Annotated in this window: 19 protein-coding genes and 1 riboswitch; of the genes, 8 read left to right on the top strand and 11 right to left on the bottom strand. The window is 46.9% G+C overall.

Translation table 11 applies throughout. The features are described from left to right. Positions 1–26: 26 nt before the first annotated feature. The 3 genes from ahcY to ACO0KV_RS08045 all read right to left on the bottom strand — a co-directional run bounded on the left by ahcY (position 27) and on the right by ACO0KV_RS08045 (position 4437). Positions 27–1436 (bottom strand): adenosylhomocysteinase, encoded by a 1410-nt coding sequence (ahcY, locus tag ACO0KV_RS08035; RefSeq protein WP_423041654.1) that lies wholly within the window; start codon positions 1434–1436, stop codon positions 27–29. Between the two features lie 39 nt (positions 1437–1475). Beyond that, positions 1476–1622: riboswitch (S-adenosyl-L-homocysteine riboswitch) on the bottom strand. Positions 1623–1869: 247 nt separating this feature from the next. Continuing rightward, entirely contained in the window at positions 1870–2412 is a 543-nt protein-coding gene (locus ACO0KV_RS08040; protein WP_423041656.1) for an adenine phosphoribosyltransferase, read from the bottom strand. Positions 2413–2445: 33 nt separating this feature from the next. After that, positions 2446–4437 (bottom strand): cation:proton antiporter, encoded by a 1992-nt coding sequence (locus ACO0KV_RS08045; protein ID WP_423041658.1) that lies wholly within the window; start codon positions 4435–4437, stop codon positions 2446–2448. A 209-nt stretch (positions 4438–4646) separates the two neighbouring features. On the opposite strand from ACO0KV_RS08045, the gene ACO0KV_RS08050 reads away from it, so the two are divergent. From ACO0KV_RS08050 to ACO0KV_RS08085, 8 genes are all read left to right on the top strand, one after another. Continuing rightward, positions 4647–5621 (top strand): KpsF/GutQ family sugar-phosphate isomerase, encoded by a 975-nt coding sequence (locus tag ACO0KV_RS08050; RefSeq protein WP_423041740.1) that lies wholly within the window; start codon positions 4647–4649, stop codon positions 5619–5621. Next, on the top strand, positions 5621–6157 hold the full coding sequence (locus tag ACO0KV_RS08055; RefSeq protein ID WP_423041660.1) for a KdsC family phosphatase: 537 nt from the start codon (positions 5621–5623) through the stop codon (positions 6155–6157). Before ACO0KV_RS08050 ends, ACO0KV_RS08055 begins: the two co-directional genes overlap by 1 nt. Next, positions 6154–6777, top strand: a complete 624-nt coding sequence (gene lptC / locus ACO0KV_RS08060; RefSeq protein WP_423041662.1) for an LPS export ABC transporter periplasmic protein LptC — start codon at positions 6154–6156, stop codon at positions 6775–6777. The genes ACO0KV_RS08055 and lptC overlap by 4 nt, the downstream gene beginning before the upstream one ends. 38 nt (positions 6778–6815) lie before the next feature. Next, positions 6816–7382 carry a lipopolysaccharide transport periplasmic protein LptA gene (gene lptA, locus ACO0KV_RS08065; protein ID WP_423041664.1) on the top strand — a complete coding sequence of 189 codons (567 nt, stop codon included), beginning with the start codon at positions 6816–6818 and terminating at the stop codon, positions 7380–7382. A gap of 19 nt (positions 7383–7401) precedes the next feature. Beyond that, positions 7402–8166 (top strand): LPS export ABC transporter ATP-binding protein, encoded by a 765-nt coding sequence (gene lptB, locus ACO0KV_RS08070; protein ID WP_423041666.1) that lies wholly within the window; start codon positions 7402–7404, stop codon positions 8164–8166. 10 nt (positions 8167–8176) lie between these two features. Next, complete coding sequence (locus tag ACO0KV_RS08075) at positions 8177–9661, top strand: RNA polymerase factor sigma-54 (protein ID WP_423041668.1); 1485 nt, start codon at positions 8177–8179, stop codon at positions 9659–9661. A gap of 109 nt (positions 9662–9770) precedes the next feature. Further along, a complete protein-coding gene (gene hpf, locus ACO0KV_RS08080) occupies positions 9771–10115 on the top strand; it encodes a ribosome hibernation-promoting factor, HPF/YfiA family (protein WP_423041670.1) in 345 nt (114 codons plus the stop codon). A 164-nt stretch (positions 10116–10279) separates the two neighbouring features. Next, complete coding sequence (locus tag ACO0KV_RS08085) at positions 10280–11374, top strand: enoyl-CoA hydratase/isomerase family protein (RefSeq protein WP_423041672.1); 1095 nt, start codon at positions 10280–10282, stop codon at positions 11372–11374. Between the two features lie 373 nt (positions 11375–11747). Here ACO0KV_RS08085 and ACO0KV_RS08090 read toward each other — a convergent pair whose 3' ends face one another. From ACO0KV_RS08090 to ACO0KV_RS08125, 8 genes are all read right to left on the bottom strand, one after another. After that, on the bottom strand, positions 11748–12476 hold the full coding sequence (locus ACO0KV_RS08090) for an ABC transporter ATP-binding protein (protein WP_423041674.1): 729 nt from the start codon (positions 12474–12476) through the stop codon (positions 11748–11750). Positions 12477–12486: 10 nt separating this feature from the next. Beyond that, a complete protein-coding gene (locus ACO0KV_RS08095; RefSeq protein ID WP_423041676.1) occupies positions 12487–14451 on the bottom strand; it encodes an ABC transporter permease subunit in 1965 nt (654 codons plus the stop codon). A gap of 9 nt (positions 14452–14460) precedes the next feature. Further along, the gene (locus ACO0KV_RS08100; RefSeq protein ID WP_423041678.1) at positions 14461–15351 is read right to left on the bottom strand and encodes a branched-chain amino acid ABC transporter permease; all 891 of its coding nucleotides are present in this window, start codon (positions 15349–15351) and stop codon (positions 14461–14463) included. A 190-nt stretch (positions 15352–15541) separates the two neighbouring features. After that, the gene (locus tag ACO0KV_RS08105) at positions 15542–16687 is read right to left on the bottom strand and encodes an ABC transporter substrate-binding protein (protein WP_423041742.1); all 1146 of its coding nucleotides are present in this window, start codon (positions 16685–16687) and stop codon (positions 15542–15544) included. A 639-nt stretch (positions 16688–17326) separates the two neighbouring features. Continuing rightward, a complete protein-coding gene (locus ACO0KV_RS08110) occupies positions 17327–18037 on the bottom strand; it encodes a DUF4197 domain-containing protein (RefSeq protein ID WP_423041680.1) in 711 nt (236 codons plus the stop codon). 57 nt (positions 18038–18094) lie between these two features. Next, positions 18095–19249, bottom strand: a complete 1155-nt coding sequence (locus ACO0KV_RS08115; protein WP_423041682.1) for a deoxyguanosinetriphosphate triphosphohydrolase — start codon at positions 19247–19249, stop codon at positions 18095–18097. A 2-nt stretch (positions 19250–19251) separates the two neighbouring features. Further along, complete coding sequence (gene aroKB / locus ACO0KV_RS08120) at positions 19252–20904, bottom strand: bifunctional shikimate kinase/3-dehydroquinate synthase AroKB (protein ID WP_423041684.1); 1653 nt, start codon at positions 20902–20904, stop codon at positions 19252–19254. 111 nt (positions 20905–21015) lie between these two features. After that, positions 21016–23283, bottom strand: coding sequence for a beta strand repeat-containing protein (locus tag ACO0KV_RS08125; RefSeq protein WP_423041686.1), 2268 nt, complete (start codon positions 23281–23283; stop codon positions 21016–21018). Positions 23284–23313 lie beyond the last annotated feature (30 nt).

Consider the following 23313-nt stretch of genomic DNA (forward strand, 5'->3'; position numbering starts at 1 on the left):
ATGCGACGAGGAGTCTGGCGACGGGATTAATAACGATAGTGATCAGGCTTGAATGGGCCTGCTTTTGACACACCGATATACGTAGCCTGCTCGTCAGTTAACTCACTCAATTGTGCATTGAGTGTTTTCAATTGTAAACGAGCTACTTTTTCATCCAAGTGTTTTGGTAATGTATAAACGCCGACTGGATATTTGTCGTTATTGAGGAACAGTTCAATTTGTGCAATAGTCTGGTTCGCAAACGAAGAACTCATCACGTAGGATGGGTGACCCGTACCACAGCCCAGATTCACCAGACGGCCTTCAGCCAGCAGAATGATGCGCTTGCCATCAGGGAAGACCACGTGATCTACTTGTGGCTTGATGTTTTCCCATGTGTACTTTTTCAGGGAAGCGACGTCGATTTCGTTATCGAAGTGACCGATGTTGCAAACGATCGCCTGATTTTTCATCTTCAGCATATGTGCGTGACTGATGACGTGGTAGTTACCAGTCGTTGTCACGAAAATATCGCCAAATTCTGCTGCGTAATCCATCGTCACAACACGATAGCCTTCCATCGCTGCCTGCAATGCGCAGATAGGATCGATTTCAGTCACCCACACTTGCGCAGACAATGCACGCATTGCTTGTGCGCTGCCTTTACCTACATCACCGTAACCAGCAATGACAGCCACTTTACCGGCGATCATGACGTCGGTTGCGCGTTTGATACCGTCAACCAGAGATTCACGGCAGCCATACAAGTTATCGAACTTGGATTTGGTGACAGAGTCATTAACGTTAATTGCTGGGAAAGCCAGTTTGCCATCTTTGTGCATCTGGTACAGACGATGTACACCGGTTGTTGTTTCTTCCGTTACGCCTTTGATTGCAGCCAAACGTTTGGAGTACCAGTCTGGCTCATTTTTCAAATGGGATTTGATCGCATTGAACAAGCAGATTTCTTCTTCTGAGCCTGGATTGTCGAGCACAGAAAGATCTTTTTCTGCACGTGTACCAAGGTGCAACAACAGTGTTGCATCCCCGCCGTCATCCAGAATCATGTTGGAGAAACCGCCGTCAGTCCATTCAAAAATACGGTGTGTGAATTCCCAGTATTCATCCAGATTTTCACCTTTGAATGCAAATACTGGTGTACCACCAGCAGCAATCGCCGCCGCCGCATGATCTTGTGTTGAATAGATATTGCAAGAAGCCCAACGAACTTCTGCGCCCAGTGCATTCAAGGTTTCAATCAGAACCGCCGTCTGGATCGTCATGTGCAAAGAACCAGTAATACGTGCGCCCTTGAGTGGCTGGCTGGCAGCGAACTCTTCACGAATGGCCATCAAGCCTGGCATTTCCGTTTCTGCGATAGCGATTTCTTTACGTCCCCAGCTGGCGAGACTAATGTCAGCAACGTGGTAATCCTGGTGGGTAGTTTGAGTAGTCATAGTGGTGGCGTTCTCACGCCCTCCTTTCAGTAGAAAAAAGTAACGTGAGCGCAGTTGTGGCAAGGGATGCCGGAGACAGATGTATTTTTCATCAGTATTGATTAAAAAACACCAATTTATCCGACTTTCGCCTTTTGTTCCAAGCCTGGCGAGATGTAGATTCTCGTCGCAACGCTCCTTGGAAGATCGGAAGTATAGCGCAGCTTCAGAATTTCTGCATTTTTTCAGAACCACGAATGCCAGTGTTTCGGCGTTCGTTGACTAAAATTCACATACTGAAACTTTTCACTGAGAAAAGTTCAACCGCTATAAAAATTTTATTTTCAACAACAAAATAAAAGATCCTCTTAATACTGACACTAAAAATAAAAAAGCAGGTACGACAATCATCTCGTCGTACCTGCTTTTTTGTACCAGATTTATTTTTTAAAAATTAATGGCCGTCGAAATTACACACAGTAAATAACGGTAAGCCACTGTCTTTGATCAATTTAGAACCGCCCAATTCAGGCAAATCAACAATGACGGCGCCTTCGACGACGGTAGCACCTAAACGCTCCAGAAGTTTCTTGCCAGCCATCATCGTGCCACCCGTGGCAATCAGATCATCAATCAATACCACACGATCACCTGCTTTACAGGCGTCAGAATGCAACTCGACGGTCGCGCTGCCGTACTCTAGCTCGTATTGTTCCGACACCGTATGAAACGGCAATTTGCCTTTTTTACGAATCGGTACAAAGCCCAGATTCAATTCATATGCCAATACCGAACCGATGATAAAACCACGCGCATCCAGGCCGGCGACCACGTCGATTTTTTCATCCATATAACGATGCACGAACATATCGATCAAAACCCGGAATACCTTCGGGTTCTGCAACAAAGGCGTAATATCACGGAACATGACCCCCTCTTGCGGCCAGTTTGGCACAGTGCGGATATGTTGTTTAATGTATTCGGAGGGATTTAACATCGCCAGATGTCCTTCAATTTTAAAAATAACCCGCTATTTTAACAGCCGCGACTCCGCTCTAGCGACCGCTTCTGACGTGCCGCGTAAAACTAATACGTCTGCTGCCTGTAAAATCAGATCATTCGTCAGTTCTACACGATTTTTCCCACGTCGTATTGCCTGGACATCAACCCCCAGTTCAGAAAGACGCAGCTCAGGCAACAACTTACCAACAAACTGAGATTTACTACTCAACACCACCGTGTGGAGGCGAATTTGCATATTTTCCGGACTATCAGTCGCATCACTGACACCATGAAAAAAGCCCCTCAGCGATTCATACCGGGCATCCCGCGCTGCCTGAACACGATGCACGACGCGCCGCAGAGGAACGCCAAGCAACACCAGTGCATGGGAGGCCAACATGAGACTGCCCTCCATCAATTCAGGGACTACTTCGGTTGCGCCTGCCGCTTTGAGTTTATCCAAATCGGTATCGTCATGGCTACGTACGATCACTGGCAAACTGGGATTGAGCTCCGTGACCAAATGCAAAATCTTTAAGGCTGACGGGGTACTCGTATAAGTAACGACCAACGCTGCTGCGCGATTAATCCCGGCTGCCATTAAACTCTCCCGCCTTGCAGCATCACCGTAGGACACGTGATCACCCGCGATTTGTGCCTCTTGCACCCGGTCGGGATCAAGATCGAGCGCATGATAAGCAATTTTTTCTTCTGCCAGCAAACGAGCTAGGCTTTGCCCACTGCGTCCAAAACCGGCAATGATCACGTGTTTTTTTGCAGTCATTGTTCGCGCTGCAATCTGCGTCAGCGCTAGCGACTGCATCATCCACTCATTGGCAGACAACTTCATCACAATCGCATCTGATTTCGCCAGAATCAGCGGAGAAGCCAACATAGACAACACCATTGACGCAAGAATCACCTGCATTAAATTGCTATCGATCAAATGCAAATCACCAATTTGATTCAATAGCACGAAACCAAATTCACCTGCCTGCGCCAAGGCAAGACCTGTACGAAGAGACACACTGGTTGAATTACCAAATACTTTTGCCAAACCGGTAATCAGCACTAATTTCAGCAAGAGTGGTCCGACAAACAGCAGCAATACCAACCATTTATTACCGACTACCACGCTAAAATTGAGCATCATGCCGATGGTAATAAAGAACAGTCCTAACAAGACATCGCGGAAGGGCTTGATATCTTCTTCCACCTGATGCCGGTATTCGGTCTCAGAAATCAGCATTCCAGCAACGAAAGCGCCCAGCGCCATCGACAATCCGGCTTTGTCCGTCAGCCATGCAGCGCCCAATGTAATGAGTAGCAGATTGAGCATGAATAATTCTTGCGAACGCCGCTTGACGACAATCTTGAACCAGGTACGTATCACCTTCTGACCAACGAACAAAAGGATGACTAGGACTAACACTGCTTTCGCGCTCGCCCAAGCTAAGGTTTGTACAATATTGCCATCGTGTGTCGCTAACGCGGGGACAAGAATCAGTAAGGGGACGACTGCAAGATCCTGGAAGAGCAACACACTGATGATTTTACGACCATGCTGACTTTCTAATTCAAGACGCTCAGTCAGCATCTTCGACACAATGGCAGTTGAGGACATCGCCAGAGCGCCGCCCAAAGCGAATGCACCTTCCCAACCGATATGAAAGAAGCCTGGCATCCACGTGGCAGTCACCCATCCCACCAGTAAGCTGACGATGATCGTCATCACAACCTGCGCCAGTCCCAGTCCGAAAACGTCCTTACGCATTGCCAGTAACTTCGATAGCGAAAATTCCAAACCTATTGAAAACATCAAAAAAACAACGCCAAATTCCGCTAATTCATGCGTCACGGCACCATCTTCAGCGACATTAAGACCAAAAGGGCCAACGAGAATACCTACCGTCAAATAGCCAAGGATAGGCGGCAATTGCAGCATACGAAAAGCCACTACCCCAAGGACGGCAGCAGCTAACAGAGCGAGAGTGGTATCAAGAGCATTCATAAGACGCATTATTGCCGATTTATGAGAAATTACTGTCGTTTTCCTAAGCAAAATTTACATTAATGCAGTCCATATTTTGCGATTCATCATCACTTCGTTACATCTGGCAAAGTTTTTGCTTTGTGGATTTCGTTTATACTGTCGGGATGAATGATTTGAACGCATCCTCCCTCCCAGACGCGCACACTGCCTCTGATGACGTCACGAACGACGCTGCCATGCGTGCTGTTGAGTTGGCGAGCCAAACTATACAAATTGAAGCTGATGCTTTAATTGCCCTACAAAAGCGCCTCAACAATGAGGATGCCGCAGGCTTCGCACACGCGGTACGGATGCTACTGCAATGTAAAGGCCGAGTTGTTGTCTCTGGAATAGGTAAGTCAGGGCATATCGCCCGCAAAATTGCAGCCACATTTGCATCGACCGGTACGCCGTCATTTTTTGTCCATCCGGCAGAAGCCGCTCATGGCGACTTGGGTATGGTAACGCCACAAGATGTCTTTATTGCCATCTCATACTCAGGCGAAGCGACAGAGCTGATGGCCATTTTGCCAATTATCAAGCGACTCGGTGTAAAACTGATTTCAATGACAGGCAATCCAGCCTCAAGTTTGGGTAAAATTTCAGATGTACATTTAAGCCTGCAGGTAGATAAAGAGGCGTGCCCACTCAATCTGGCGCCCACCGCCAGTACCACAGTAACGCTGGCTTTAGGTGATGCATTAGCTGTAGCCGTATTAGATGCGCGTGGCTTCCGCGAAGAAGATTTCGCCCGCTCTCATCCCGGTGGTGCTCTGGGCCGACGACTGCTCACTTATGTCAGAGATGTTATGCGTACAGGGGATGCTATTCCGAGCGTCTCACCCGATACCAAACTCACGTCCGCACTCCTTGAAATCACCAAAAAAGGGATGGCGATGACGGCAGTCGTCGATTCAGACCGCCATATTGTTGGTGTATTCACTGACGGTGATTTACGCCGCATGATGGAAGGTGTGTGTGATTTTACGCAAATCAGCATTGCTGATGTCATGCATCCTCATCCGCGCACAATTCGTGCCGATCAGCTAGCTGTAGAAGCAGTCGAGGTCATGGAAACCTACAGGATCAATCAAGTGCTGGTCGTAGATGAAGATAGCAAACTGGTCGGTGCGCTGCATATCCATGATCTGACAAGAGCAAAGGTAATTTAATGTCTGACGCATTCATAAAAGCAACAGCAAAAGCAGCAAAAATCAAGCTGATGATATTTGATGTCGATGGTATTCTGACGGATGGCAGCCTGCATTTTAGTCCTGACGGCGAAGCACTGAAAACGTTTAATGTTCTCGATGGACAAGGGATCCGCTTATTACAAAAAGCGGGTATCGCTACTGCAATTATCAGCGCCCGCAAATCTGCGATCGTTTCTAAACGCGCTTCAGACCTCGACATTACGCATGTCCGTCAAGGCATCCATGATAAAAAAACTGCCTTCTTTGAACTTCTGGCGGAATTGAATCTTACCAGCGACGAATGTGGCTTCATTGGGGACGACGTCATCGATTTACCAGTATTGACCCGTGTCGGATTTGCCGCAAGTGTCCCCAATGGCCATCCAGAAGTTCGCTCAAGAGTAGATTATGTGACCACGGCACTTGGTGGTAAAGGCGCTGCACGTGAGGTGTGTGACTACATTTTACGGGCGCAGAACAAATACCAACTCGCTTTAGCTGACTATCTGGCATGAAACCACAAATCACCATTGACCGAGCACAAATCTGGATTGCAGTAGCAGTCCTAGGGTTTATTGCGCTCGGAAGCTTTTGGGTGGAAAATGCGTTTCGCCAGAGTGGAGAAGAAGATGCACAAAAATCTTCCGTGCGCCTTGAGCCTGATTACTATGTAGAAAAATTCAACTTCATACGACTATCGAATAGCAACAAAGCGAATTACCATTTAACTGGTGAGAAGCTGATCCATCTGCCACGTACCGATCAGTATGAAATTACCAATCCACACATTAATAGCTTTGCCGATCAACGCACCGCAGTCACAATCATTGCAGCACGGGCTGTTGTAGATCAGAAATCCAATACAGTCCTACCGAAACGCGAACACGATATAGTGCGCCTGTATGACAACGTGACCGTTGAACGCCCAGAGGGCGACAACTCACATTTTATGCGTTTAGAAACAGATTATCTGATGTTGACCCCGGATGATGATTTAATTACTTCGGATCATCCCGTCACATTATTTACCCACGGTATAGAATCTCATGCAATTGGTATGGTCGCTAATAATTCAACGCAGCAACTGGAATTATTAAGCAAAGTACGCGCACGTTTAAAAAAACGTGTTGATTGAGAACTTACCTGACAAGAAACCCAATTAGAAAGTAAACCATGCGCCTGACTCTCATTTCTACTCGTCAGATTGTGAGCTCGATAGTATTTTTTGGCCTCTGCACTTCGGTAGTTTTATCGGCACACGCCGAAAAAGCCGATAGCAAAAAAGAAATGGTCATTGAAGCGGATCATCTGATCAGTGACGGCAAAACCAATGTCACCACTTGCTCTGGTGATGTGCACATCACCAAAGGGACCTTGGTCGTCAGCGCGGAACGTGCTGTTGCTAGCAAAACCCCTGATGATTTTCAAAACGTAAAACTCTACGCTAAGGCTGGGGGTAAGGTCAGGTTTCGCCAGAAACGCGACGGCGGGCCAGACCTGTGGGTAGAGGGTGAAGCTGAGCGTGCCGAATATGACGAAAAAACAGAATTTATTAAATTCATCTCTCGTGCCAAAGTACGTTACCTTGAAGGTAGCAAGGTCACCGACGAACAAGAAGGCGAGTATCTCTCTTACGATAGTAAAAACGATGTCTTTGTTGGCTCGAATACAAGCAATGGCACTGCTGTATCTGGCGGTGGAAGAATCCGTCTGACTATTCAGCCAAAGAACGACAAATAAAATATCAAAGAAATATAAGATGCCAACCAATACCTCAGAAAAAACCAGCACGCTGGTGGTAAAAGGCCTGCAAAAACGCTACGGCGCGAGGCAGGTTGTCAGAGATGTGTCATTGACCGTGAAGAGCGGCGAAGTTGTTGGCTTGCTTGGCCCTAACGGGGCGGGAAAAACCACCTCGTTTTACATGATTGTTGGCCTCGTCCCATCGGATGGTGGAAGTATTACCATAGACGGCATACCCGCCTCTGGACTGGCGATTCATGAACGTGCGGTCTTAGGTTTATCTTACTTACCGCAAGAAGCCTCAGTTTTTAGAAAACTCACTGTTGAAGAAAACATCCGCGCGGTTTTGGAGATACAAAAAGATGAAAATAACAAATTTTTATCTAAAGGTGTTATTCAACAACGACTAGATGCCTTATTGGCAGATTTACAAATCGAAAAAATCCGCGACAACCCTGCCTTATCTCTGTCGGGGGGGGAGCGGCGACGCGTCGAAATTGCCCGTGCTTTGGCAACAAATCCGCGGTTCGTCCTGTTAGATGAACCATTTGCGGGCGTTGATCCCATCGCGGTCATTGAGATTCAGCGTATCGTACGCTTTCTCAAAGAGCGTGGTATTGGCGTTTTGATCACTGACCACAACGTGCGTGAAACATTGGGTATCTGTGATCATGCCTATATCATCAATCAAGGTGCAGTATTAGCCAGTGGCAAGCCTGACGACATCATTGAAAATGAATCGGTCAGACGGGTGTATCTGGGAGAACATTTCCGGATGTGACGGAAGCATCATGAAACAAAGCCTGCAACTCCGCACTTCCCAGCATCTGGCGCTCACTCCACAATTGCAACAATCGATACGGTTATTGCAATTGTCGACCCTTGAGTTACATCAGGAACTGGAAACACTACTCATCGAGAACCCACTCTTGGAACGGGTCGATGATCCTATGGATAATGCAGTCAGGCTATTGGCAGATGGCGCAATCAATAGCACCAGTACAACACCTGATGCAGGCATGGAAATACCAGATTTACAAGCAAATACCACTACGTCGCAGGATTCACAATCTGACACTGAATTTGCAACGAATGACAGTGTCAGCGCAAACGAGGAAGACTGGAGCTTCAATGATGCGCCAGCAGGCCAATACAATGCCGAAGATGATGACGGTCAACGTCAGCTAGAAGCAGCGCACATTGGTCTGCGTGAGCATTTATCAGAACAAATGCGACTCAATTTGCGCGAACCGCGTGATTTGGCGCTGGTTGAACTCATCATTGATGCCATTGATGATAATGGTTATCTCAGCGAAACATTAGAAGAAATTCATGCGAGTCTGCCAATAGAACTGACTGTTGAGCTAGAAGAATTATCATTTGCGCTCTCTATGGTGCAAAGTTTCGACCCCGCCGGAGTCGGTGCAAGATGTCCGGCAGAATGTTTGGCATTGCAGATAAAACGTTTACCTCATATCCCATTCGTGACGCGTCGCTTGGCATTAAGTATTGTTGAAAATCAATTAAATTTATTTGCCCAACGGGACTTCACTAAATTAAAGAAAATTTTTGATTGTGATGATGAAGATTTACGTGAAGCACAGCTTGTCATCCGAACATGCAAACCACGCCCAGGCAGTGAATTTGCTAAAAGTAGTTCAGACTATGTCGTCCCAGATGTAATTGTCAAAAAAACGGCGAATGGCTGGCAAGTCGTACTCAATCAGGACGTCATGCCCAAACTGCGCGTGAGTAGCATGTACGCGAATCTGATGCGTCAGCATCGCGGCGAAAATGGTCTAAACACCCAACTCCAGGAAGCACGCTGGCTCATCAAAAATATGCGCCAACGCTTTGAAACCATATTGCGCGTTGCGCAAGCGATAGTAGAAAGGCAGCGTAATTTTTTTACGCACGGTGCAGTTGCTATGCGCCCCCTTGTTTTGCGCGAAATAGCTGATACACTAGGACTACACGAAAGCACAATTTCTCGTGTAACGACCCAAAAATACATGTTGACCCCACATGGCATGTTTGAGTTGAAGTACTTTTTCGGCAGCCATGTCGCGACGGAAACTGGGGGAGAAGCATCGTCCACCGCGATACGAGCACTCATCAAGCAGTTGATAGGAGCAGAAGACCAGAAGAACCCACTCTCTGACAGTAAAATTGCAGACATGCTGGGTGAACAGGGCATGGTAATTGCCCGACGTACCGTCGCCAAATACCGAGAAGCCTTGAAAATTCCTCCAGTGAGTATGCGTAAATCTTTATAAGTTTGTCCTTGTATTTACGGTTTAAATTGCTATATATGATTTAGCTCAAAACACTTCCGATGAAATGAGCGCATCATCATAGTATGGAACATTATTATAGGAGCACAGTATGAATCTCACCATCAGTGGACATCACGTCGAAGTAACTCCTGCAATTCGCGAATACGTACATACCAAGCTAGAACGGGTACGGCGTCACTTTGATCAAGTCATTGATATTGCCGTCATCCTGACGGTAGACAAGCTCCGAGAAAAAGAAAAACGTCACAAAGCCGATATCAATCTACACATCAGCGGAAAAGATATCCATGTTGAAAGTCTGGCGCATGATTTATATGCCGCCATTGATTCACTGGTCGACAAACTGGACCGTCAAGTCATTAAGCATAAAGACAAAATTCAGGAACATCAGCACGATGCAATAAAACATATGCCAGACCCGGCATCGGCATAATTTCCATCCCCTGAATAATCGGGGACATCAAAACAAAGGACGCTTTCTGGCGTCCTTTTTTGTTTATACCAAGCTCTTTGTTTAGCGATGTTGAAAGCACGTGACGTCTTGCCAACCAAAGCATAAAATGATTGCTTCATCACGATCAATTTATTGGTAATCCTATGAGCGAACACGTCCTGACATCCGTTAAAAATCATATCGGTTTTATTACGCTTGACCGCCCCAAAGCCCTTAATTCATTATCTCTGGACATGGTACGCGCGATGACTGCTAGCTTGCTCCAGTGGCGAGAAGATGAACACATCCGTGCCGTGTTTATTCAGAGTAGTAGCGAAAAGGCTTTATGTGCAGGAGGTGATATTCGCTTTTTTTATGACGTCGGAACAGCAACGCCGACGGGTGACAGCGCGCTATTAGAAGATTTTTTCACCGAAGAATATGCATTAAACCATTTAATTCATTTCTATCCAAAACCTTACATCGCGCTGATGAACGGCGTCGTCATGGGCGGCGGCATGGGCATTGCTCAAGCAGGCCCTGACACTAGCGTGCGCATCGTTACTGAGCGCACAAAAATGGCGATGCCTGAGGTAAATATCGGTTTATTTCCAGATGTCGGTGGTGGTTATTTCTTATCCCGCACACCAGGCCAAATCGGCACTTATCTTGGATTAAGTGGAGAGATCATTGTTGCTGCCGATGCCCTTTATGCTGGGCTGGCCGATGTGTTTGTTCCAACCACTGAAATCCCTGCTTTGATGGATTTCTTGAGCAATAGCGATGCGACTGATTGGCGTAAAGCGATTCACGATTTTGCTAGTGCGTTTGCGTCAAAAGTCGACCCAGCACAAAGCAAACTCGCCGCGCAACGTGCAGAAATTGATGCATTGTTCATTGGAGATAGCGTTCCTGTTATTACTGAACGCCTGAAAGCAAGCGACAGTACCTTTGCCCAGACGACCCTCGCAACAATGGCAAAACGCTCGCCATTACTGATGAGCGTCACGTTAGAACAATTGCGCCGCAGCGCCAGTATGTCAGTCTCAGATTGCCTGCGTATGGAAAGAACGATGGTGCGCCACTGCTTCAAACATGGCGAAGTCTTAGAAGGTGTACGTGCTTTAGTTGTCGACAAAGACAATCAACCACGATGGTCACCTGCAGACTTATCAGAAGTCACACGCGATATGGTAGTGGAATTCTTCACGCCAGTATGGCCAAAATACGCCCACCCATTGCGTTCGTTAGTGGGGTGATGGGGTAATGCTTCGGTGAAGTGACGTTGGTCGTTGATACCTAATCCAAAAGCCGCCCCTCCATTGCGCTTGCAGTAGAGGGGCGTTTTCTGCTTTCCATTTAGCGTAGCTAGTTTTGATTGTGCAATTACCTTTATCCGCTTTAGATAAAGCAATTTGTGCTTCACGGAAAACGGATCAGAAAGTATCTTTGTCTGAGCGAAGCGAATTTAGATACTTTCCCGTTTTACGTGACGCGCACATTGTTCCTACACACTGTGTTGCATTCGAAGAACGAAGTCTGCGGAGCGTTTCTTTGGCTCGCTTTTCCCAGCAAACCCTTGCGAAAAGAAACGTGATTGGCTGCCGAGATACGCAACAAAATGCCAGCACATCAATGCTGCGCATTCCCCCCCAAATACGCCGCCTTCACCGCCGGATCGTTCTGCAAACTCGCCGCAGGCCCATGAACAGAAATCCGCCCATTCTCAAGCACATAACCATAATCAGCAACCGCCAACGCAGCAGCTGCAAACTGCTCTACGAGCAACATAGTCATCCCTTCGTGCTTTAGACGCTGAATAATCCGGAAAACTTCATCCACTAAAATCGGCGCCAATCCCATCGATGGCTCATCGAGCAAAATCACTTCAGGATTTAACATGACTGCACGTGCCATCGCCAGCATTTGCTGCTCACCACCAGACAAGGTGCCAGCGAGCTGATCGCGACGTTCACGCAGGCGAGGAAATAACTCCATCGCCTTTTGCAAATCCGTATCAATATCGCCGCGACTGCGCGATCCTGTAAAACGAGGGAACGCGCCGAGCAATAAATTATCTTTGACCGACATGGTTGCAAATACCCGTCGACCTTCCGGTGAATGTGCCAGACCAGCGCGTGCAATTTTGTGCGAATCGAGTCCGGTAATGTCCTGTCCTCCAAGATTAACGGTACCCTCTTTCGGTTTTAACATACCGGAAATAGCGCGCATGGTCGTCGTTTTACCTGCACCATTTGAGCCAATCAGAGTCACCACTTTGCCTTTTGGGACGGACAAAGAAATGCCGTGCAATACTTGCACCTTACCGTACGCGGCGTGTAAATTTGAAATCTCTAACATGCGGTTCTCCTTACGCCGTAGCCACTGGATGGGCTGCGCCACTCAGCTCTTCACTGACGCTTCCACCAAGGTAAGCCTCAATCACTTTCGGATCAGCCTGAACTGCGGCTGGCTTGCCCTCACAAATTTTCTGACCAAAATCGAGTACGGTGACGGTGTCGCATAGCGACATCACCACATCCATATGATGCTCAATCAGAATAATCGTGATGCCGTGTTCGCGAATTTTACGAATGATCGCGATCAGCTCTTTGATGTCAGGCGCAGTCAATCCTGCGGCTGGCTCATCAAGCAATAACAATTGTGGATTTAAACCCAGCGCACGACCAATTTCCAACAAGCGTTGTTTACCATAAGGCAGATTACGGGCTTCTTCATTTGCCAGATCAGATAAACCAACAAAGTGCAAAATGCTCGCAGCGCGTTCACGTGCTGCACGCTCTTCACGCAGATACCGTGGTGTGTGCAGCATGGCATCAAAAACGTTACTACGGAAAGTACTATGCAAACCCACCAACACGTTTTCGGTAGCAGTCATTTCGCCAAACAATTGTACGTTCTGGAAAGTCCGCGCAACACCGCCTAAAGCGATCGCTGATGGCGTCGTTCCTGAAATTACCCGCCCAGCAAACTCAACCACACCGTCAGTTGGTTTGTAGATACCGGTCAACACATTCATCATTGTGCTTTTACCGGATCCATTCGGGCCGATCAATCCATGCACCGTACCTTGGGCAATTTGCAGGTCAACATGATTCAGGGCTTTTAATCCACCAAACTGCATCAACAACTGGCGGGCACTCAACAACACGCCAACGCGCTCACCGCCCGCATTCGCAATTGCCAACGATTCGTCCACAGCCTGCGCACCTGACTGAGCGATAAGATGACGAGGACCTTTACCAAACATGGCACTCACAAAACCGACAATACCATCCTGCAAATAATAGACAACGAATAAGGTCATCAGACCAAAAATAGTCAGACGCCAATCGGTAATATTTTCCAATTTATAGGAAAACAATGCCATACCTATCGTTGCTACCACGGGTACGACAATCTCTCGGGCTGTTTTACGCTTCTGTACTAAAGCGATCACTGCGCCAATCACTGCGATCACCGCTGCTGCAGTTGATATCTGGCGGAACAAGTCAATGTCAGCCAACAGCGATGGCAACATCACCACAATAAAGGCGCCAATTAAAGAACCGATGCGACTCTTACGTCCACCCATAATGACTGCTAACAAAAACAAAATAGTCAGTTCAAAGTTATAGGTATTCGGAGAAATATATTGTTCAGAATAGGCATACAAACTACCTGCAAGACCTGCTAACGCTGCACTGATTACAAAGGCATATACTTTGTAGCGATAAACCGAAACGCCCATACAATCCGATGCAATCGGGCTGTCACGTAATGCCTGAAACGCGCGACCAAGATGCGAGCGCAATATACGATGAACAACAATTAACGCCACTACCATCAATACCGCGACCAAATAAAAGAACGTTGTCTCATCCATCTTCTGACCGAACCAGCCCGGCTTCGTAATCTGAATGCCCATTGGACCCTCAGTTAAAAAGCTCATCTCATTAATCAGAATCTGTGTGATAGTACCAAACGCCAGCGTCACCATTGCCAGATATGGCCCAGTAACTCGCAATGCTGGCAGAGCCATTACCGCACCAAAAACGGCAGCAACCACAATACTCGCAGGTAACGCGAGCAGAATTGGTAAGCCAAGTTTGAGGTAAAGAACACCAGTCGTGTACGAGCCAATACCAAACAAGCCCGCATGTCCTAAGGAGACCTGGCCGGTATAACCGACCACAATATCCAGACCAAACAACAGGATTGCATAAATTAAGATCGTTTCTGCAAGATGCAGGTAATACGGATTGTGCATAAACACTGGGAACAAACCGAGCGCAGCAATACCGATGACGGAAAGTGCTAAGGTCTTTTTATTCATGATGTCTCCTTATACTTTCTTGATCGCTGTTTTACCAAACAGGCCAGCAGGTTTGATTGCCAACACTAACAACAGCAGAACCAGGCCTGGTACTTCTTTGTAGCCAGTAGAGACATAAAAACCTGTCAATGTTTCGGCAATCCCTAAAATCAACCCACCAACAATCGCACCAACACCCGATGTCAAACCACCGATAATCGCGACCGCAAACGCTTTCAATCCCAGCGATGAGCCCATCGTTGCACCAGTTAAAGTTAATGGTGCAACCAGAACACCTGCAAACGCCGCAGTTGCCGAAGACAGCGCATAAGAGAACGTAATCACCATTCTGGTATTAATGCCCATCAAGCCAGCAGCATCTCTGTCATTAGAAGTAGCGACAACAGCCTTACCGTAAATCGACTTACGATTAAATAATTCCACTGCCAACATGATTGCCAACGCACCGACGATCACGACGATTTGCATCGGTTGAACGTTCGCGCCAAAAATCTGAAATGGCTGCGCGGATAAGGGTGATGGGAAAGTCAGATCGTCTTTACCCCAGATATTTTCTGCAACATTTTTAAAAATAATCGCCATCGCGATGGTGGACATGATCCAACCAAATTCCGATTTAATTTTGATCGCAGGTCGTACAGCAATCCACTCAACGACCACACCTTGCAGGCCGCCAAACAAGATCACCAGTGGGATCATCAGCCAGTAATTCATGTAAGGACCACCATGGATGCTACCAACCAAACTCAGGCCAACTAAAGCACCCAACATCAACGACTCACCTTGGCCAAAATTAAGTGTGCCGGACGTTGCAAAAGTGAGTTGATAACCAAACGCGATGACCGCGTAAATCATGCCGAGGGCAATGCCACTAAACACGAGTTGTAATAGGATTTCCATTTTTATTACCCGAATGGAGTGCACCAGCTTAGACGTGAATCCGCCCCACCCTCGCTATGTTGCATATCGAAGATTCGCGGACCAAATTAAACGGGTGCAGTATGTAGAAAAGGTTCAGGTGCTTACGATGTGATCTTGCAAGTCACCTGATTCCGGTCTTACTCAATAATACGTTGACGACTAAATAGCCTTATTTTGCTAAGACAATGTGACCGTCTTTAGCTTCGCCCATGACAGGCATGCCAGCTTTGATCGCTTCGTGATCATCATGTGTGAATGGTTTGACGTAAGTGGTGACCACGCCTTCTACTTTTTCATTCAAGCTTTCTAATGCTTCACGTACCTTAGGTCCATCTGTCGTGCCAGCTTGTTTCATCGCAGCAGCTAACAAATAAATGGAGTCATAGCCTTGTGCAGCTGACACTGGAGATGGGATACGGTCGATTTTATAGGCTTTTTGGTAGGCCTCGATAAATGCCTTACGCTTTGGTGTATTCGGATCCTGGATGAAAGTCTGTGGCATGCTTGCACCGTCACCGTTTTTGCCTGCGTTGTCGAGGAAGTTACCCATAGACAAAGTCCAGCTACCGATCATTGGCACTTTCCAACCCAGTTTTTCCATACCGTTTGCGATCTGCGCCAACTCAGGTCCGATACCATAGGTCAGAATCGCTTGTGCACCGCCTTGCTTCGCTTTGAGCAATTGCGCTGTCATGTCTACGTCTTTGATGTTGAATTTCTCAACAGCGACCGGTTTAATACCTTTTGCGTTGAGAGTGCGTTCCAAATCTTCACGACCCAACTGACCATAGTTAGTGGAGTCAGCAAGAATCGCAACTTTAGTGAATTTACGTTTCACAATCGCTTCGTCAACGATCATTGCAGATTGCACTGTATCGTTGGCAGCGTTACGGAAAATATAGTTTTCTGGGAACTCAGGGCCGACAAACTGCTTCGTCACGATAGAACCGGTCGCCACGTTGTTCATGACTGGGATTTTGGCGTTTTGATAAAAACGCTGTGAAGCAATCGCCACGCCGGTATTGGCATAACCGACCGTAGCAACAACACGCTCTTTGTTAATCAGTTCTTGTGCGACTTGCACACCACGTTCATTTTTTGCTTCATCATCACGTTCCACTACTTGCAATTGGCGTCCAAGAATACCGCCCTTTGCATTGATTTCAGCCACGGCCAATTTTACGCCGTCGCGCATCGATACGCCCATTGGCGCAGAGCCACCGGTCAGTGGGCCGGAGACACCAATCTTAATCGGTTCAGCGGCAACACCTGCAACTGACCATGTGATCAATGCAGAGGCAATCAGGGTTTTCATTTTGTGTGACATGTTGGTCTCCAGATTATTGATGTTAATTTCAACTTTTTCATTACAGGACTGAGGTATGAGAATCTGTGTGGTGTATGTTCACCCTCTGTGTCTTCCACATCTCAATCATGTCGCGCCACCGCACTGTGATTAATGCTTTTATATTGTCGGTACACACAAGAGATAACTTAACAGATATTTCAATGCTGCACTGCAACACTATCTACTTAAGTAAAACTACGCAGTTTGTGGTTTTTGTCGAGGTAAAGACAAAAAAGAAGGTGAAAATAGTCATACCCCCTCTGCGATCTATTGAAAAATAGCACTAGTCGAGCACAAAATATGAATTGAGAGTTATGGAAGAATCGCGATCTATTTCCTATTCGCAAATCACACTGAAATGCAAATTATTGTTAGAAGTCGAAAAAAAGCAGCAATTTTTGTGTCGGAAAAATCACATTAAGAGAAGAGCATTGGCGTCTACTTCAAAGCACGACTCCGACCTCGCCAAAAGTTGGTTCCAACATTGCGTCTTATCATCTCAGAACTAACCCAAAATCGCTCTTTGAATGGATGGCAGGACAGTGCAGAGAGTTCCGAGTTCAGGCAATACCGCATGAACTCGGTGACGATCATTTCTAGCTAGTCTTATTTAAGCAAGCTAAAAACCTTACTAATGGCAGCACTGCCGGCACCAAGCGGATCCCGACGGATCTGTTTCTCTTCTTCAGCAATCATCAGAAACAACCCATCCATCGTTTTTTGTGTTACGTAGCCTTCGACGGTTGCTTCTTGTTCTGGCACCACCCCAAATTTTTGTACTTGCCCCATAACAGCGTTGTATTTTGAGGACAATCCGGCTTTGTCGGTCACACCTTTGACGAGAGGTAAAAATTTGACTGACAAGGGTGCGGCAGTTTTTTGTTTGAAAAACTCAGTGACGGAAGTCTCGCCACCGCTCAGAATATTTTTTGCGTCAGTCAACGTCATTGATTTAACAGCGTTGAGTAAAAGCGGTTTTGCCATAGGAACAGCGGTCTCCGCTGCCCGATTCATTGAGACAACGAGCTCATCGAGTTGCTGCCCTTTGCCTGTCATTTTCAGAATCGGCATCGCTTTTTCCAGCACGGATGGGAGCTGAATCTTCACTTTATCGTTATTCAGAAATCCATTTTCTACGCCTAATTTGCTAACAGCGACAGTCGATCCTTTATCTAATGCCGCTTTCAGTCCTGCACTTGCATCTTGATTGCTCAGGTCACTCAGTGACAACGCATTCGCAGTTACTGCGACACCCAGTAATGTACAGGCGATCACACGTTGGAAATGGGTACCTGGAATGAGTGATTTGTGAGACATAATTTTCTCCGTCAGTTGAATAAATAGCGGCTATTAAGATTACATAGTAGGGACGAATCAGTTTTCATCGATAGAGAACAAGCGACGGTGCTCTCTTACTGCATAGCGGTCAGTCATGCCGGCGATATAATCAGCAATTTTACGCGCCTGCTGTAAACACTTTTGCTGCTCATCACTTGCAGACAGAACTTGGTAATCGGGCGGCAACAGGTTCGGTTCGGCCATGAATGCATCAAATAATTCGTGAATGATACGTCTAGCTTTTGACATCACGCGGTTGACTTGATAGTGGCGATACAAATATTGATGCAAAAACTGCTTGAGCACTTTTGCTTCCTGATATTGTGAATCAGAAAATGCAATCATTTTAGGCATGTTGCGCACATCATCGACAGACTTCGGGCCATATTTTTGAATCAAAGCCGCAGACGTTTTAATGAGATCTGTAATCAGGGTGTTGATCATGCGACGAATCGTTTCAGATATTGCGCGACGCCCGGATAGTCCTGGATATACAGACTCAACTTCCGCCCTGTGGCGAGCAAAAATCTCAACTTGGAGTAGCTGTTTTTCTGTGATTAGTCCCGATCTCAGTCCATCATCAATGTCGTGATTGTTATAGGCAATCTCATCTGCTAGGTTAGTGAGTTGCGCTTCGAGTCCAGGTTGCGTCTTATGGATAAAGCGCTGACCGACATCACCCATCGATTCGGCATTTTTCAGCGAGCAATGTTTGAGTATCCCCTCGCGGGTTTCAAAACACAGATTTAGTCCATCAAAAGCGGCGTACCGCTCTTCGAGTTTATCGACGATACGCAAGCTCTGGAGATTATGTTCAAAGCCGCCATAAGGATGCATACAAGCATTCAGAGCATCTTGTCCAGCATGTCCGAACGGCGTGTGACCAAGATCATGTGCGAGTGCGATCGCTTCGACCAGATCTTCGTTTAAATGCAGATTTCTGGCGATAGAACGACCAATTTGTGCAACTTCAAGGCTATGCGTTAATCGAGTACGAAATAGATCGCCCTCATGATTGACAAAGACCTGCGTTTTATATTCAAGACGGCGGAATGCCGAGCAGTGAATGATGCGATCGCGGTCACGTTGAAATTCACTACGCGAGCTTGACGCAGGCTCAATAAAAAGCCGCCCTCTCGACGTAGTTGATTGGGCGGCATACGATGCTAGATGTTGGTCAGTCAATGTCATCACTATTCTAAAATACAGTGGCGTAAAGTTTCCAATAACACGACTTCTGGCACACTGGTAATAATCGACGCTCCGAGCGGTTTTAGCAAAATAAATTTAATTTGCCCACCTTCATTTTTCTTATCCACTTCCATCAGTTCTAACCAGCGTTGCTCACCAAGATCTGGGGCAATCACTGGGAGACCTGCGTCTTCGACCAATTGCTTGATTCGTGTCTTGCTCACATAATCGATATAACCAAGTCTGAACGACAACTCGGCAGCCATCACCATACCACAGCCGACAGCTTCGCCGTGCAGCCACGTACCGAACCCTAGACCAGCTTCAATTGCATGCCCGAATGTATGACCAAAATTCAAAATTGCGCGTAACCCGCCTTCGCGCTCATCCTGTTGAACCACGTCTGCTTTGATCTCACAGGAGCGCGCAATCACATAAGCTAATGCTTGCGGATCTTTGGCGCGTAATTTCGTCATATTTTGCTCGAGCCATGTAAAGAAGGTCGCATCAATGATCGCTCCGTGCTTAATGACCTCGGCCAAACCTGCTGATAGCTCTTTGTCCGGTAATGTGTTTAATGTTGTGGTATCAGCAATAACCGCCTGCGGCTGATAAAACGCTCCGATCATATTCTTACCAAGTGGATGATTAATACCCGTTTTACCACCAACTGACGAATCAACTTGCGACAAGAGCGTGGTGGGAATTTGCACAAACGGAATACCACGCATATACGTAGCTGCAGCAAATCCCGTCATATCGCCAATCACGCCACCACCGAGGGCAATTAACGTCGTTTTACGATCGCATTTGTGATTAAGTAGATGATCGAAAATTAAATTCAGATTGTCCCAATTTTTATGCGCTTCACCGTCAGGCAAAACAACTGCGCTACTTACTTTACCCAAAGCCTTGCATTGCGCCTCAACGTGCGCAAGGTAGAGAGGAGCGACAACGGTGTTAGTCACGATCACCACATGCTTGCCACGGATTTTTTCTTCTAACAAGGCTATATTATCGAGGAGTTCTTGACCAATGGAAATCGAATAGCTGCGCTCACCTAACTGAACGTTCAAAGTATTAATTGTGCCGTTTTGTACAGAATGCATATCAGTAAAATGAGATTGAAGGTATGTTTCTATTAATGGTTTAGGTAACTTTTCCAGAATGCTTTGGACAAGATGCTGTACATTCGGACGACCTGTTTCGATGACCAAATGTGCCACTTTTTGATACAAAGGATGGCGTTGCGCCTCTAACTCTTCAAGCTTTTTCCGTGGGTCAGCCGTGCGCAACAGAGGACGATTTTTATCGTTCCGTGTACGCTGAAGAATGCTATTGATACCAGCTCGGAGATAAATAACCGTGCCGCGCTCATGCAAGTATCTCAAACTTTCTGGGTTGAGAATGGCACCACCGCCTGTCGCCAATACAATATCGTTTTGGGCGGTTAGATCACAGATAACATCTGCCTCTCTTTGGCGAAAACTAGCTTCACCTTCTATCTCAAAAATCACAGGAATTGAGACGCCGGTACGCGCCTCAATTTCATGATCAGAATCAATAAAACGTTTGTTTAACTTTCTCGCCAGGGCCCGGCCGACTGTCGTCTTCCCGGACCCCATAAGACCTACTAAAAAAATATTGCCAGACATCGCAATTTCCTGGGGCAAATTAAATTCAGCGCCTGGACACTCACAAAGTCTCCTGCACAACTTTTTACAACTTCTTTAACCTACTTAATGAGCGCCAATTACTCGCTTTTATTAAGGGCAATTTACATACATCAAACTCTTCGTCACATTATTCAAATTATCAATGACGGTAATAGTAATTTTTGCGCCATTGATTGTGACTCCATTGACCGTATAAGCGGTCTTGGATGTGCACACACTTGATTGTGTTACTACTGACAAACTTCTGTTTGTGAAGAAGGTTGCGACGGGAAGGTTAGTCGATGCATCATTGACGCTGACCACTGGGTTATCCGTAAATGCCTGGAACGGTGCGTTGCCCCCCGATAAGGTTAATGGTACTGGTGCTGGCGTAGCCACTGGCGAAGTCTGTCCCAGAATAAACGAACTTGGGCTTAAGGTTAACGACGCGGATTTAGCGGCGATAGTACCGATTGTCACTTGGACTGGGGCACCATTTTTATCCGACACGGTAATAATGACACCCGTGTTGATGTTCGCCATAGTCGCAGTGAAAGTTCCTCCGCTCGCGGACACGGTACCTGTTGGAATCGAAACGCTAGCAGGGTTATTCGATATCACTGTATATGGCGGAGTACCACCATCAATACGGAATGTCAGCACATCACCGACATAAGCATTACCTACCGCAGATGGTGAGACCGCCATGGTTGTACTCGTGGTTGCAACGACGTTAACCTTCGTCGAAAGGGGAGTACCCGCAGCGTCAACGATCTGCACAGTCGCAGTTCCAGGGGATATCCCAGTAATCTGTAAACTATTCGGATTCGCTACAACGGTCGCAACAGTGACATCACTCGAGCTGGCATTGTATGGCGGTGTACCTCCGCCCAGCGCATACACGGAAGCAGTCGGTGTCACACCAGCCAATGGTGCGCCAATCGTCAGTGTGCCGGGTGCGGACGTATAAAATAGTACGCCCGTTGTGCCCACTGTCACTTTAATAGTGATAGGTTTGGTACCCGTTGAATCATTGATCTGGAGAGTGGCAGACCCAGAAGCGATACCTATCACCGTGAAGTTGGCACTTCCCGGCGTCGATACGACCTGAGCGATTGACGCATTACTACTTACGACCTGATATTGCGCAACTTTCGAATCAATAAATGGAACACCACCGCTCACTAAATAACTAGGCGTATCGTTAATATTCAAGGAAATCGACGCAGGTGCTGTCGTGTACATCGCATTCGTTGTACCACCCGAGACAGTAACTGAGATCGGCGTTAACGCTGCACCGACAGCATCTTTAATTGTGACTGTTGCCACACCCGATGCAAGAGGGCTAATTGTCAAGATTCCAGTAAGATCAACTGACGCGGTGAGAACGCTGGTATTGCTACTCACAGCAAAATACTTTGGTGAAGTTGTGTTTGGCGTACCGCCACCTATTAGGTAGTTGGTTGGCGTACCAACGCTCATCGTAATTGCAAGAGGAGCGGTTGTGTACAATGGCGTACTTGCTGTACCTGTTACAGTCACATTAATCTGAACCGATGCACCTGCCGTGTCAGATATCTGAACGTTAGTTGTACCAGGGCTGATGCCAAACACGGTAAATGCAGTACAAGGTGTGGTGCAACTTGCGGTAGCAATAGCAGTGTTAGCACTTGCGACGGCGTAGACCTGGCTACCGCCGAAGATTTGATACCCTGGAGCGGTACTGTTCCCAGAACCAACAGTAATTGAACTGGGTGCTGCCGTCGCCAGACTCCCAGAAGATGCCACTTGCACAGCAAAACTTGCTGATTGCGTCAATGAGTCAAACACCGTGATCGTAGACGAGCCCACGGCTTTACCAGTCACCGTAATAACATTATTAGAAATTGACACACCGGCGGCACTTTGATTGCTGCTAAACACTGTCCACGGAGGCGTTCCACCTGTAACGCGATAAACACCTGCCGCGCCAACTGCTAAATTATTATTAACAGCGGCAGAGGTGGCTAAGGTAGTAGACGTAGTTCCGCTAACAGTCACTGCAATGCTAATGATTGTTCCAGCATTATCAACAATTTTTATTGTGGCAGCACCGGAAGAGATACCTGTAACCGTGAATTGTGCTGCAGTCGACGAGTTGGCATTCGTACTGGTCACTGTGAGCGCACTGATGTTACTACTCGTCACCAGATAATTTGGAACTCCACCAGTGATTGTGAAAGTCTGGCTCTGACCAGCAGCAACCGTAACGGTCGAGTTGGCAGATGTACTGAGAATGGTTTTCGATCCCGTCGCACCAGGTGAACCACCCCCGCCGCCACAAGCTGACATGAGTGCCAGTAAAAATAGGCCAGAAATTATCCGGAAAAAGCTTTTCATGTAACACCTGTAGTTGAGCGAGAGCATTTA

Source organism: Undibacterium sp. RuRC25W (genome assembly GCF_049339825.1).
Classification (GTDB): domain Bacteria; phylum Pseudomonadota; class Gammaproteobacteria; order Burkholderiales; family Burkholderiaceae_D; genus Undibacterium.

Coding starts and splice junctions, on each gene's coding strand:
- ACO0KV_RS08045 (WP_423041658.1), bottom strand. CDS start 4,437: ATGCGTCTTATGAATGCTCTTGATACCACTCTCGCTCTGTTAGCTGCT.
- ACO0KV_RS08125 (WP_423041686.1), bottom strand. CDS start 23,283: ATGAAAAGCTTTTTCCGGATAATTTCTGGCCTATTTTTACTGGCACTC.
- lptC (WP_423041662.1), top strand. CDS start 6,154: ATGAAACCACAAATCACCATTGACCGAGCACAAATCTGGATTGCAGTA.
- ACO0KV_RS08105 (WP_423041742.1), bottom strand. CDS start 16,687: ATGAAAACCCTGATTGCCTCTGCATTGATCACATGGTCAGTTGCAGGT.
- ACO0KV_RS08040 (WP_423041656.1), bottom strand. CDS start 2,412: ATGTTAAATCCCTCCGAATACATTAAACAACATATCCGCACTGTGCCA.
- hpf (WP_423041670.1), top strand. CDS start 9,771: ATGAATCTCACCATCAGTGGACATCACGTCGAAGTAACTCCTGCAATT.
- ACO0KV_RS08115 (WP_423041682.1), bottom strand. CDS start 19,249: ATGACATTGACTGACCAACATCTAGCATCGTATGCCGCCCAATCAACT.
- ACO0KV_RS08085 (WP_423041672.1), top strand. CDS start 10,280: ATGAGCGAACACGTCCTGACATCCGTTAAAAATCATATCGGTTTTATT.
- ACO0KV_RS08090 (WP_423041674.1), bottom strand. CDS start 12,476: ATGTTAGAGATTTCAAATTTACACGCCGCGTACGGTAAGGTGCAAGTA.
- ACO0KV_RS08110 (WP_423041680.1), bottom strand. CDS start 18,037: ATGTCTCACAAATCACTCATTCCAGGTACCCATTTCCAACGTGTGATC.
- ACO0KV_RS08050 (WP_423041740.1), top strand. CDS start 4,647: ATGCGTGCTGTTGAGTTGGCGAGCCAAACTATACAAATTGAAGCTGAT.
- ACO0KV_RS08055 (WP_423041660.1), top strand. CDS start 5,621: ATGTCTGACGCATTCATAAAAGCAACAGCAAAAGCAGCAAAAATCAAG.
- lptA (WP_423041664.1), top strand. CDS start 6,816: ATGCGCCTGACTCTCATTTCTACTCGTCAGATTGTGAGCTCGATAGTA.
- lptB (WP_423041666.1), top strand. CDS start 7,402: ATGCCAACCAATACCTCAGAAAAAACCAGCACGCTGGTGGTAAAAGGC.
- ACO0KV_RS08100 (WP_423041678.1), bottom strand. CDS start 15,351: ATGGAAATCCTATTACAACTCGTGTTTAGTGGCATTGCCCTCGGCATG.
- aroKB (WP_423041684.1), bottom strand. CDS start 20,904: ATGTCTGGCAATATTTTTTTAGTAGGTCTTATGGGGTCCGGGAAGACG.
- ACO0KV_RS08095 (WP_423041676.1), bottom strand. CDS start 14,451: ATGAATAAAAAGACCTTAGCACTTTCCGTCATCGGTATTGCTGCGCTC.
- ACO0KV_RS08075 (WP_423041668.1), top strand. CDS start 8,177: ATGAAACAAAGCCTGCAACTCCGCACTTCCCAGCATCTGGCGCTCACT.
- ahcY (WP_423041654.1), bottom strand. CDS start 1,436: ATGACTACTCAAACTACCCACCAGGATTACCACGTTGCTGACATTAGT.